Origin of the sequence: Pseudomonas sp. 21615526, from assembly GCF_013386245.1 — a bacterium.
Taxonomy (GTDB): Bacteria; Pseudomonadota; Gammaproteobacteria; order Pseudomonadales; family Pseudomonadaceae; genus Aquipseudomonas.
This window is the reverse complement of the sequence record NZ_JACAOM010000029.1, coordinates 220,386-233,202: the sequence shown is the minus strand read 5'-3', so window position 1 is coordinate 233,202 and position 12,817 is coordinate 220,386. Positions and strand designations below refer to the sequence as shown.

At 61.4% G+C, this 12,817-nt stretch carries 9 protein-coding genes; 5 read left to right on the top strand and 4 right to left on the bottom strand.

The features are described from left to right. Positions 1-27 precede the first annotated feature (27 nt). From HX786_RS10790 to uvrD, 3 genes are all read right to left on the bottom strand, one after another. Positions 28-435: an SMI1/KNR4 family protein gene (locus tag HX786_RS10790; protein ID WP_003213456.1), complete on the bottom strand. Its 408-nt coding sequence runs from the start codon at positions 433-435 to the stop codon at positions 28-30. A 136-nt stretch (positions 436-571) separates the two neighbouring features. Continuing rightward, complete coding sequence (locus HX786_RS10785) at positions 572-1,447, bottom strand: Tim44 domain-containing protein (RefSeq protein ID WP_003213454.1); 876 nt, start codon at positions 1,445-1,447, stop codon at positions 572-574. Between the two features lie 191 nt (positions 1,448-1,638). Next, a complete protein-coding gene (gene uvrD, locus HX786_RS10780; RefSeq protein ID WP_003213452.1) occupies positions 1,639-3,822 on the bottom strand; it encodes a DNA helicase II in 2,184 nt (727 codons plus the stop codon). 279 nt (positions 3,823-4,101) lie between these two features. Between uvrD and HX786_RS10775 the strand changes: the two genes are divergently transcribed. From HX786_RS10775 to HX786_RS31885, 3 genes are all read left to right on the top strand, one after another. Further along, entirely contained in the window at positions 4,102-6,975 is a 2,874-nt protein-coding gene (locus HX786_RS10775; protein WP_177022400.1) for a GGDEF domain-containing phosphodiesterase, read from the top strand. A 162-nt stretch (positions 6,976-7,137) separates the two neighbouring features. Then, positions 7,138-8,004 carry a transcriptional regulator HexR gene (hexR, locus tag HX786_RS10770; RefSeq protein WP_003213447.1) on the top strand — a complete coding sequence of 289 codons (867 nt, stop codon included), beginning with the start codon at positions 7,138-7,140 and terminating at the stop codon, positions 8,002-8,004. A 222-nt stretch (positions 8,005-8,226) separates the two neighbouring features. Next, positions 8,227-8,424, top strand: coding sequence for a PA3496 family putative envelope integrity protein (locus HX786_RS31885; protein WP_003213445.1), 198 nt, complete (start codon positions 8,227-8,229; stop codon positions 8,422-8,424). Here the strand turns inward: HX786_RS31885 and HX786_RS10765 are convergent. Then, complete coding sequence (locus HX786_RS10765; protein WP_003213443.1) at positions 8,354-9,328, bottom strand: LysR family transcriptional regulator; 975 nt, start codon at positions 9,326-9,328, stop codon at positions 8,354-8,356. The genes HX786_RS31885 and HX786_RS10765 overlap by 71 nt on opposite strands. Before the next feature lie 194 nt (positions 9,329-9,522). On the opposite strand from HX786_RS10765, the gene HX786_RS10760 reads away from it, so the two are divergent. Beyond that, positions 9,523-10,938 carry an acetyl-CoA carboxylase biotin carboxylase subunit gene (locus HX786_RS10760; RefSeq protein WP_178912039.1) on the top strand — a complete coding sequence of 472 codons (1,416 nt, stop codon included), beginning with the start codon at positions 9,523-9,525 and terminating at the stop codon, positions 10,936-10,938. An 11-nt stretch (positions 10,939-10,949) separates the two neighbouring features. Further along, on the top strand, positions 10,950-12,758 hold the full coding sequence (oadA, locus tag HX786_RS10755; RefSeq protein ID WP_003213440.1) for a sodium-extruding oxaloacetate decarboxylase subunit alpha: 1,809 nt from the start codon (positions 10,950-10,952) through the stop codon (positions 12,756-12,758). Positions 12,759-12,817 lie beyond the last annotated feature (59 nt).

The window sequence follows — 12,817 nt, the reverse complement described above, 5'->3', positions numbered from 1 at the left end:
AACAAGCGTCCTCGGCACACAGGGGTCTCAGCTTTCCAGCCAGACGTCCCGTGCCCAGTGCCACACCGATTCCCAGGTTTCTTCGGTGACGAGTTCTTCTTCGCCGGACCACAGCACCACGGTGCCGTCTTCCTCGACGCAGTAGTAGTCGTCGCCGTCCTGGCAGATCGGGATCATGCTGCGGTCAACACCGGCATCCCAGGCGTTGGCGGCAACGTCCGGCAGGTAGGTGTGGGACTGTGGGTCGGTGACGGTCACCGGCTCCAGGCTGCCGTAGACCACATCGCTGACGGTCAGCAGAAATTCACGGAAGACGAACGGAATATCGATGAACAGTTGTTCCTCGATTTCCACCAGTTGATCTTCGTCAGGCAGCTCCAGAGGAACCGGTACCGGTTCGTTGGCTTCACGCAATTGTTCGATAACTTCTTCCACGGCCGGGATCCTCTTGCTAGATGGCGCGGTTTATAGGGGCGTTTTATACAGTAGCTCGCTATAAGTGCAACCGTGAAATAGAAAACCCCGGACAAGTCCGGGGTTTTTGTTACTGCGTACTCAAAGCGGGCAGGGATCAGCCGTTCTGGCGGATACCGGCGACCAGCCAAGGCTGGTTTTCGCCTTGTGGGCGTTCCATGTTCCAGCTTTCGCTGAACACTTCGCCCTGGTCGAAACGCGAGGTCTTCGACACACCGCTGAAGGTCAGGGTGGCGATGGTCTTGTCGGCGCGGTCATCCACACCTTCAAGCTGCACTTTCAGGTCGTCGATGTAGGTCGACTGGAAGCCGTCGCCCAGGTCGGCACGTTCGCGCTTGAGGAACTCCAGCAGTTGCGGGGTCACGAACTCGGCGATCTTGTCCATTTCGTTGGCGTCCCAGTGTTGCTGCAGGGACTGGAAGTGGCTGCGGGCCGCTTCGACGAAGCGCTCTTCGTTGAACCAGGCGGGTGCGTTGATCACCGGACGAGCGGCAGCAGGAGCAGCCGAACCGCCGAAGATCGAACCCATGGCAGCAGGCTTTTGCTCGAACACTTCACGCTGCATCGGCGCGCCGGCTGGAGCCATGTGCTCCTGTTGCTTGCGGCGACGGGCGGCGATAAAGCGGAAGATCAGGAAGGCGATGACCGCCATGATCAGGATGTCGAAGATCTGCATGCCCTGGAAGCCGCCGCCCATGAACATGGAGGCGAGCAGGCCGCCGGCCGCGATACCGGCCAGAGGGCCCAACCAGCGCGAAGCACCGCCAGCCTTGGCAGCAGCGCCTGCGGCACCGGCAGCGCCAGCGGTCGCAGCTGCGCCGCCCATGCCGCCGCCGGATGGGGCCATTTGGCTGGTCTGGTGGCTCGGCGCCGAGCCCATGGATTTGCCGCCACCGAAGCGCTTGGCGTTGGCGTCGAGGCTCATCGTCAGGCCGATGCACAACGCCATGGCGATGCTAAGAAAACGTTTCATAAAGGGAATTCCCATTTGTGGATTGCACGCGCGCCATGTTGCACAGGTGTGATGTCAGTGGCTAGCGGCATAGTGTTTCGGGCTTTTGCGTAGGGCCAATACCGAATCGTCTGTAGGACTTATTACAGATATTGGCCCCACCGCTGCCAAATACAAGGGTGGGGCAACATCCTTCATGTTCTACAGTTGTTTCAGATTGCTTCGAGCTTGGCGTAGCCCATCATCAGCCACTTGCTGCCTTCGGCGAAGTTCACCTGCACCCTGGCCTGGGCACCGGCGCCTTCGAAGTTGAGGATCACGCCTTCGCCGAAGATCGCGTGCTTGACCTGTTGGCCAAGGCTGAACGGCGTCTCGGGGATTTCCGAACCAGCGAACATGCTGCTGGAGTTCTGCTGCTGGCCGCCGCCGAACGGTCGGCTGACGCTGTTGGACAAGCGCACTTCCTGAATCAGCCCTTTCGGCACCTCGCGTACGAAGCGCGACACCTTGTTGTAGGTCTCGCTGCCGTACAGGCGTCGGGTTTCGGCGTAGGTCATCACCAGGTTCTGCATGGCCCGGGTGATGCCCACGTAGGCCAGGCGGCGTTCCTCCTCAAGGCGGCCGGGTTCTTCCAGGCTCATCTTGTGGGGGAACAGGCCTTCTTCCATGCCCACCAGGAACACGTAGGGGAATTCCAGGCCCTTGGCACTGTGCAAGGTCATCAGCTGAATGCTGTCTTCATGCTCATCAGCCTGGGTGTCGCCGGCTTCCAGGGAAGCGTGGCCGAGGAATGCCGCCAGTGGCGTCAGGTCTTCGTCTTCTTCGGTGTTTTCGAACGCGCGGGCGGCGCTGACCAGTTCCTCAAGGTTTTCTACCCGGGCCTGGCCTTTCTCGCCTTTTTCCGCTTCGTGGTAGGCGATCAGGCCGGACTGCTCGATCACGGTCTGGGTCATCAGGTGCAGCGGCATTTCCATGCACTTGGCGGCCAGGTTCTCGATCAGCTCGACAAACACGCTCAAGGCACCGGCCGCACGGCCGGTCAGGCCCTTGTTGGCGATCAGCAGGCGCATCGCTTCCCACATCGACACATCGCTGTGGCGTGCGTGGTCGCGAATCGCCTCGACAGTCTTCTCGCCGATGCCACGGGCCGGAATGTTGATCACCCGTTCCAGCGCCGCATCGTTGCCGCGACCTTCCAGCAAGCGCAGGTAGGCCATGGCGTTCTTGATTTCGGCACGTTCGAAGAAGCGCTGGCCACCATAGATGCGATACGGAATGCGCTCGCGCAGCAGGGCCTCTTCCAATACCCGTGATTGGGCGTTGGAGCGGTAGAGAATCGCGATATCGCTGCGGGCCAGGCCGGTTTTCAGGGCGCTTTCGATGGTTTCCACCACGTAGCGCGCTTCATCGTGTTCGTTGAAGGCGGCGTACAGGTTGATCGCTTCGCCTTCGCCGCCGTCGGTCCACAGTTCTTTGCCCAGGCGCCCGGTGTTGTTGGCGATCAAGGCGTTGGCGGCCTTGAGGATCCCGGCGGTGGAGCGGTAGTTCTGTTCCAGGCGGATGGTTTCGGCGTCCGGGAAGTCGTCGCTGTACTGGTAGATGTTCTCGATTTTCGCGCCACGCCAGCCGTAGATCGACTGGTCGTCGTCGCCCACCACCATCAGGCTGTCGCCGCCCTTGGCCAGCAGGCGCAACCAGGCGTACTGCACGGCGTTGGTGTCCTGGAACTCGTCCACCAGGATGTGGCGGAAGCGTTTCTGGTAGTGCGCCAGCAAGCCCGGGTTGTCGCGCCACAAGTCGAGGGCGCGCAGCAGCAGTTCGGAGAAGTCGATGACGCCAGCGCGCTGGCAGGCCACTTCATAGGCTTCATAAATGCTGCGCATGGTGGCCAGGAACAGGTCGCCGCTGGCCTGGATATGTTGCGGGCGCAGGCCTTCATCTTTCTGGCCATTGATGAACCACTGGGCCTGACGGACCGGCCAGCGTTGTTCATCCAGGCCCAGCTCGCGGATCACCCGCTTGACCAGGCGTTGCTGGTCGTCGCTGTCGAGAATCTGGAAGGTCTGGCTCAGGCCGGCTTCCTGCCAATGCGCCCGCAACAGGCGGTGCGCCAGGCCGTGGAAGGTGCCCACCCACATGCCGGCCGGGCTGATGCCCATCAACTGCTCGATGCGATGACGCATCTCGGCAGCGGCCTTGTTGGTGAAGGTCACCGACAGGATGGAATGCGGTGAGGCGTTCTCGACCTGGATCAACCAGGCGATACGGTGCACCAGCACTCGGGTTTTACCGGAGCCAGCACCGGCCAGGACCAACTGACGGCCAACGGGGGCCGCTACGGCCTGGCGTTGGGCATCGTTGAGGGAGTTCAGCAAAAGAGAGAGATCATCGCGCATCGGCGCATTCTAGGGTGCCCGGGGGAGTCGGGCAAATCCCAATGCCGGGTGGTCACGGGAAAACTTCTGCGTCGACACAGGATAAGGCAACAATCTATTCACGGTGATGACCGGTCGGTCATCGCCCACAGCCCGCGCCCTGTCTCACTCAAGCTGTCTGGCTCCAAGGTTTGCGCCTGATTGTCGCGCTGTTTTTATGACTTGGGGCAGTTTGGCCCGAGCGTTTGCTTGTGTATGCTCCGTCGACGTTTCGGGCTCACCATTATAAGAACACTGCCTATGACCCTTAGCATTGACCTGGCGGGACCCTCCGTGGCACCGGCGCAGGTTATCCGCAAGCACTACGCCATGGAGATGGCGGTGGAGCGCACGCGCCTGCTTTACCAAGGCTCCCTGCTGCCTACTTTATTAATGCTGGTGAATGGACTGGTCTGCGCCTGGTTGCTCTGGAGCCCGCAGCGCTATCTGCTGGACAGCATTTGGCTGGTATGGCTGCTGGCGCTGGTGGCCTTGCGGGTAATTCAGGTGGCGGCGTTCGATTCCGCCATGCCCAGCCGCCAGGCGCAGCCGATCTGGCGACGCATGTTCATGCTGGGCTCGGCCGTCAGCGGCTTGACGCTGGCCAGTGCTGCCATCGCCCTGGTACCGGTGGACAGCTTTGCGCAACAGGCCTGGGTGTTCGGCCTGCTCGGCGCGGCGACCTTGTCCGCCAGTGTGGCCTATGCCGTCAGTCTGCCGGCTTTCCTGTCGTTTGCCGTGCCCTGCCTGGTGCCGGCCATCCTCTATTTATTCTGGAGCGGCGACCCGCAACAGCAAGGCTGGGGTTGCCTGGGCCTGATTCTGCTGGCATCCCTGAGCCTGGTGGCATGGCAGGTCAATCGCCTGATCCAGCGCGGGCTGCTCAGGCGCTTCCAGAACCAGGCGTTGATCGAGCATCTGCAGCAAGCGCAGCAACGCAGCGAGCAACTGAACCAGGAACTGGTGCGTGAGGTGGAGCAGCGGCGCCAGGTCGAACAAGAGTTGCGCGAAGCACAGATCGGCCTGCAGCAACGCGTCGATCAGCGCAGTCAGGAACTGGACGCGGCGAGCCTGGCCCTGAGCAAAAGCGAGGCGCGTCTGGCCATGGCGTTGCAGGCCAGCGAACTGGGTCTGTGGGACTGGAACCTGCAAACCGATGAGGTCCACCATACCCAGCTCAAGGAGTTGTTCGGCCTGGAGCCGGAATACGTCACGGCGATGCTCAGCCACCTCAAGCCACGCCTGCATCCGGACGACTTGCCGCTGCTCAAGCGCGCGCTGGTGGAGCACCTTAAAGGCCGCAGCGAGGACTACCTGGTGGAATACCGGGTGCGCCATGGCGATGGCCATTGGGTATGGATCCAGGACCGTGGCCGCGCCGTGGAGCGCTCGGCAGGCGGGCGCGTCACGCGGATGCTCGGCACCCGCCGCGACATCAGCGCCGGCAAGGTCCTGGAAGAACAGCAGCGCCTGGCATCGACGGTGTTTGAGGCGGCCAGCGAAGGCATTGTGATCCTCGATCCGGACTACGTGCTGATAGCCGTCAACCAGGCATTCAGCCGCGTCACCGGCTTCGACATCGACGACATGATCGGGCGCAATGTCGTGGAGCTGCCCAGCAGCCGCGACGCACGGCGCCACTTCCCGGTGATCCGCCAGGCGTTGCTCAGCCACGGCACCTGGCAGGGCGAGCTCGTGGAAACCCGCAAGAACGGCGAACTCTACCCGCAATGGCTACAACTGAATGTAGTCCGGGATATTCGGGGAAATGTCAGCCATATCGTGGGTTTCTTCGCTGATCTGTCCGCGCGGCGCGAATCCGAGGAGCGCATGCGCTACCTCACGCACTACGACGAATTGACCGGGCTGGCCAACCGCTCGCTGTTCCGCGAGCGGTTGCGCGAAGCCCATCAGCGGGTGCGCCAGGGTGGCCGCAGCCTGGCTTTACTGCATATCAACCTGGACCGTTTCAAGCTGCTCAACGACAGCCTCGGGCATGAAGTGGCCGACCAGTTGTTGCAGAAAATGGCCCGCCGCTTGATCAACGCCTTGCCCGAAGCCGACACCATAGCGCGGCTCTCTGGCGATGAATTCGCCGTGCTGTTCGACGCCTACGGCAACCTGTCGAGCCTGGCGCGGGTGGCCACGCGGTTGCTGGCCAAGTTGCGGGTGCCGGTGACGGTGGAAGGGCACGAGCTGGTGGTCAGTGCCTCAATGGGCGTCAGCCTGTTGCCCGACAATGCGCGGGAAATATCCGCGCTGGTCAGCCAGTCGAACATGGCCATGCAGCACGCCAAGCACCTGGGCGGTAATAACTTCCAGTTCTACACCGACAGCCTGCAGGCCAGCACCCTGGAACGTTTGCAGCTGGAAAACCAGCTGCGCAAGGCGATTGATGAGCGCCAGCTTACGGTGTTCTACCAACCCAAACTGTGCCTGGCCAGTGGCAAGCTGAATGCGGCCGAAGCATTGATTCGTTGGGAACATCCGCAGTGGGGCATGGTGCCGCCCGGCGACTTTATCGGGCTGGCCGAAGAAACCGGCCTGATCGTGCCGCTGGGGGAGTTCGTGTTGCGCCAGGCGTGCTGGCAGGCTTGTGAATGGCAACGCCAGGGGCTGGCGCCGATTCGGGTGTCGGTCAACCTGTCGGTGCACCAACTGCGCCAGGGCAAGCTGATCAGCCTGGTGCGCCAGGTGCTGGAAGAAACCGGGCTCGATCCGCAATACCTGGAGCTGGAACTGACCGAAAGCCAGCTGCTCGACAGCGTCGAGCACATCATCTCGACCTTCCAGCAACTGCGCGACCTGGGAGTGAAGCTGGCGATTGATGATTTTGGCACCGGTTACTCATCCCTCAGTTACCTCAAGCGCATCCCCGTGGACTACGTGAAGATCGACCAGACGTTCATTCGTGGCCTGGGCCAGGGACGCGAAGATGCCTCGATCACCCGCGCAATCATTGCCATGGCCCACGGGCTGTCGCTCAAGGTGGTGGCCGAGGGTGTGGAAGATCAGCAGCAGCTGGACTTTTTGCGGGATGAGCAATGCGACGAGGTGCAAGGCTATTTGATCAGTCGGCCGGTGGAAGCGGATGGCTTGGCGGATTTGTTACGAAAAAATGCCGATTTTCCATAGTTGAGCCCAAGCCGCACGCGGGGCTACATCGAGCCTGCCCGCTGAATCAGCGGGCAGCAGCGTGATTAAGTGATGCATCGAACGGGCAAATCGTTAATTCTTGTAGTATAACTACAAGCTTGCTACATCCCTGGCGTCTGCCAATAACAAGAGTCCAGCCCTTTGAACCTGTTGCAACATATCGCCCAGTCGCGCCACCTGTTACGCAAATCGGAACTCAAGGTTGCCGATCACGTGCTGCTTGACCCTGCGGCCGTGATGCACAGTTCCATGGCCGACCTGGCCCACAGCGTGGGCATCAGCGAGCCGACCATCGTGCGCTTCTGCCGCGCCATCGGTTGCTCCGGTTTCCAGGACTTGAAGCTCAAGCTGGCCCAGAGCCTGGCAGCCGGTGCGAGCTTTGGCCAGTTTGCGATCCACGAAGACGATTCCGTCGCCGACTACAGCCTGAAAATCTTCGACACCACCCTGCACACCCTGATGGAAGTGCGCGAAAAGCTCGACCCGGTGGAGCTGCAAAAAGCCGTGACCGCCATGTCCCAGGCCCAGCGCGTGGAGTTCTATGGTTTCGGCGCGTCCGGCGCGGTGGCGGCGGATGCCCAGCACAAGTTCTTCCGTTTGCTGCTGACGGCGGCGGCCTACAGCGACCCGCACATGCAGGCGATGTCGGCGGTGACGTTGAAGCCCAGCGACGTGGCGATCTGCATTTCCCAATCCGGCCGCTCCAAGGATTTGCTGATCACCGCCAACCTGGTGCGTGAAAGCGGCGCGACCCTGATTACCCTGTGCCCGAGCCAGACGCCATTGGCAGAGCTGTCGACCGTCAACCTGGCGATCGATGTGCACGAGGACACCGAGATCTACACGCCGCTGACCTCGCGTATCGCCCACCTGGTGGTGATCGACGTGCTGGCGATGGGCGTGGCCATGGCGCGCGGCCCGAGCCTGGTCAACCACCTCAAGAGCGTGAAGCGCAGCTTGCGCAGCCTTCGGTTGTCACCCAAGTCCGTAAAAGCCCTCGACGACTGATAGTTTGTACGCGGACCCATTGTGGGAGCGGGCTTGCTCGCGAATGCGGAGTGTCAGTCACTGAATATGCTGGCTGGCCCACCGCATTCGCGAGCAAGCCCGCTCCCACATTTTGATTGGGTCCTGCCCCGCAAGATTCATCGTCCTGTCATCCCCATGCCGCTAAACCGTCATTGCCCGAGCCCATCCTGAACTCCCCTTACTCGCATTGGGAGACTCGAAATGGCTCGGCAATACGAAGAAAGCAACAGCACCGTCAAGACCCGCCGCCAGCAGGAAGACCAGCGCCGCATGGCCTTCCGTCGCGCAATTGAAGACCGCTGCGATCAGCGTCAATTGCAACAGAGCATCAGTGACTATCCGGAACTCCACTGGCAGGCACCCGCGGCTGCCCAGCGAAGCGTTCAGCCAGCGCGCTGATCTGCAGTCGCTCGCTGCGGATAAAGCCCAGGAATGCATGGGCCACCGGTGACAGGCGCTTGGCCTTGGCCTGCACCAGGCACCAACTGCGGTACAGCGGCAGTTCTTCCACCGGCAGCTCCCTGAGCCCGCCGGTGGCCAGTTCCAGGTTGACCGCGTGGCGCGTCAGCAGCGCCACGCCCAACCCGGCGGTCACGCACTCGCGCTGCGCCTCGGCCGAAGACACTTCCACCGTCTGGGTGAAGTGCACGCGCTTCTCCTTGAAATACTCTTCGCACGCCATCCGCGTCCCGGACCCCGGCTCGCGCAACAGCAGCGTGTAAGGCTCAAGGTCCTGCAGGCGCAACGGCCCTTGATGGCTCAGCGGATGATCGTGGGGCGCCACCGCGACAATCGGGTTGTTCAGGAACGGCAGGAATTCCAGGCCCATGTCCTGGGGCACCATCGACATGATCACCAGGTCGTCGCGGTTGTCTGAAAGCCGGCGAATCACCTGGGCGCGGTTGACCACCGTCAGGTGCAGGTTGACCTCCGGATGCTGGCGCTTGAAGGCGGCAAACAGGTGCGGCACGAAGTACTTGGCGCTGGATTCCACCGCCAGTTTCAGCTGGCCCTGCAATGAGCCCTGCATGTCGGAGAGTTGCATATCGAGGTTTTCCAGGCGGCCGAAAATGTCCCGGCTGGCCCGTTGCAAGGCTTCAGCAGCTTCAGTCATATAGAGCTTTTTGCCGACGTAATCGAACAATGGCTGGCCCAGCAGCTCTTCCAGCTGCTTGATTTGTAGGCTAACGGCCGGTTGCGTGAGGGACATTTCCTCGGCTGCGCGGCTGTAGGAACGCAAATCACAGACTTCATTGAAAATCTGCAATTGACGCAATGTCATACGCATCAATGACTTACGCATAGTTCAAGCACTCCCGCCGACCCTTGATGCGACGACTATAAGTCTTTGCTTATACACAACCCAATAATTATTGATTTTTGTTAATTCCTGCAGGGGCATAGTGTGTGTCACGCGACTGCCATGAAACATTTGGTCACGCGCCGACCCGCTTCCAGGGTCGAAGTAGGTAGCAATCGGCTCAAGGGAATTTCCAAGTGATAAAAAAGATCCTGATCGCCAACCGTGGTGAGATTGCCGTACGTATCGTGCGTGCCTGCGCCGAGATGGGCATTCGTTCGGTCGCGGTCTATTCCGATGCCGATCGCCATGCCCTGCATGTAAAGCGTGCAGATGAAGCCCACAGCATCGGTACCGAGCCATTGGCCGGTTACCTGAACCCGCGCAAGCTGGTGAACCTGGCGGTGGAAACCGGTTGCGACGCGCTGCACCCCGGCTACGGCTTCCTCTCGGAAAACGCCGAGCTGGCAGATATTTGCGCCGAACGTGGGATCAAGTTCATCGGCCCATCGGCCGAAGTGATTCGCCGCATGGGCGACAAGACCGAAGCCCGCCGCAGCATGATCAAGGCCGGTGTGCCGGTCACCCCGGGCACCGAAGGCAACGTTGCCGACATCGCCGAAGCCCTCACCGAAGGCGACCGCATTGGTTACCCGGTGATGCTCAAGGCCACCTCCGGTGGTGGCGGTCGCGGTATCCGTCGCTGCAACAGCCGTGAAGAACTCGAACAAGCCTTCCCCCGGGTAATTTCCGAAGCCACCAAGGCCTTCGGTTCGGCGGAAGTGTTCCTGGAAAAATGCATCGTCAATCCCAAGCACATCGAGGCGCAGATCCTCGGTGACAGCTTCGGCAATGTGGTGCATCTGTTCGAGCGCGATTGCTCGATCCAGCGCCGTAACCAGAAGCTGATCGAGATCGCCCCTAGCCCCCAGCTGACCCCTGAACAGCGTGCCTACATCGGCGACCTGTCGGTGCGCGCGGCCAAGGCCGTGGGCTACGAGAACGCTGGCACCGTGGAGTTCCTGCTCGCCGAGGGCGAGGTGTACTTCATGGAGATGAACACCCGGGTGCAGGTGGAACACACCATTACCGAAGAAATCACCGGCATCGACATTGTGCGTGAGCAGATCCGCATTGCGTCGGGCCTGCCGCTGTCGGTCAAGCAGGAAGACATTCAGCACCGGGGTTTTGCGTTGCAGTTCCGCATCAACGCCGAAGACCCGAAGAACAACTTCCTGCCCAGCTTCGGCAAGATCACCCGTTACTACGCACCCGGCGGTCCCGGCGTGCGTACCGACACGGCGATCTACACCGGCTACACCATCCCACCGTTCTACGACTCGATGTGCCTGAAGCTGGTGGTGTGGGCGTTGACCTGGGAAGAAGCCATGGACCGCGGCCTGCGCGCCCTGGACGACATGCGCCTGCAAGGCGTGAAGACCACCGCCGCCTATTACCAGGAAATCCTGCGCAACCCGGAATTCCGCAGCGGCCAGTTCAACACCAGTTTTGTGGAAAGCCACCCTGAGCTGACCAACTACTCGATCAAGCGCAAACCCGAAGAGCTGGCCCTGGCCATCGCCGCCGCCATCGCCGCCCACGCAGGCCTGTGAGGAATATAAGAATGAGCAAGAAGATCTTCGTAACCGACACCATCCTGCGCGACGCCCACCAATCGTTGCTGGCGACCCGCATGCGCACCGACGACATGCTGCCGATCTGCGACAAGCTCGACAAAGTCGGCTACTGGTCCCTGGAAGTCTGGGGCGGCGCGACCTTCGACGCCTGCGTACGCTTCCTGAAAGAAGACCCGTGGGAGCGCCTGCGCAAACTGCGCGCGGCGTTGCCCAACACGCGCCTGCAAATGCTGCTGCGTGGCCAGAACCTGTTGGGCTACCGCCACTACAGCGACGACGTGGTCAAAGCCTTCGTCGCCAAGGCCGCTGTCAACGGTATCGACGTGTTCCGCATCTTCGACGCGATGAACGACGTGCGTAACCTGCGAGTGGCCATCGAAGCGGTAAAAGCCGCCGGCAAACATGCCCAGGGCACCATCGCCTACACCACCAGCCCGGTGCACACCATCGAGGCGTTCGTGGCCCAGGCCAAGCAAATGGAAGCCATGGGTTGCGACTCGGTGGCGATCAAGGACATGGCCGGCCTGCTGACACCATACGCCACCGGCGAGCTGGTCAAGGCGCTGAAGGCCGAGCAGAGCCTGCCGATCTTCATCCACTCCCACGACACTGCGGGCCTGGCTTCGATGTGCCAACTCAAGGCCATCGAAAACGGTGCCGACCATATCGACACCGCCATCTCCAGCTTCGCCTGGGGCACCAGCCACCCGGGTACCGAGTCGATGGTCGCGGCCCTCAAAGGCAGCGAATTCGACACCGGCCTCAGCCTGGAACTGCTGCAGGAAATCGGTTTGTACTTCTACGCTGTGCGCAAGAAGTACCACCAGTTCGAAAGCGAATTCACCGCCGTCGACACCCGCGTGCAAGTCAACCAGGTACCGGGCGGGATGATTTCCAACCTGGCCAACCAGCTGAAAGAGCAGGGCGCGCTGAACCGCATGAGCGAAGTGCTGGCCGAAATCCCGCGGGTTCGTGAAGACCTTGGCTTCCCGCCGCTGGTCACCCCGACTTCGCAGATCGTCGGTACCCAGGCGTTCTTCAACGTCCTGGCCGGCGAGCGCTACAAGACCATCACCAACGAAGTGAAGTTGTACCTGCAAGGCGGCTACGGCAAGGCGCCGGGCATCGTGAATGAAAAACTGCGGCGCCAGGCCATCGGCAGCGAAGAGGTGATCGACCATCGCCCGGCAGACCTGCTGAAGCCGGAAATGACCAAGTTGCGCGGCGAAATCGGCGCGTTGGCCAAGTCCGAAGAAGACGTACTGACCTACGCGATGTTCCCGGACATCGGGCGCAAATTCCTTGAAGAGCGCGACGCTGGCACCTTGAGCCCTGAAGTGCTGTTGCCGATTCCTGAAGCCGGCGGCGTGGCCCGTGCCGGTGGTGAAGGTGTGCCGACCGAGTTCGTGATCGACGTGCACGGCGAAAGCTATCGCGTGGACATCACCGGGGTGGGCGTCAAGGCCGAAGGCAAGCGCCACTTCTATCTGTCCATCGACGGCATGCCGGAAGAAGTGGTGTTCGAACCGCTCAACGAGTTTGTCAGCAGTGGCGGCAGCAAGCGCAAGCACGCCACCGCGCCAGGCCATGTCAGCACGGCGATGCCGGGCAACATCGTCGACGTGCTGGTCAAGGAAGGCGACGTGGTGAAGGCCGGCCAGGCTGTGTTGATCACCGAAGCGATGAAGATGGAGACCGAAGTACAGGCGTCGATCGCCGGCAAGGTCACCGCCGTACACGTGGCCAAGGGCGACCGGGTCAACCCGGGTGAAATCCTGATTGAAATCGAAGGCTGATCAACAGCCTTCGAAACTACCGCTTAAACCTCGGGGGGGCATGTGCCCCCTTTTTTTTG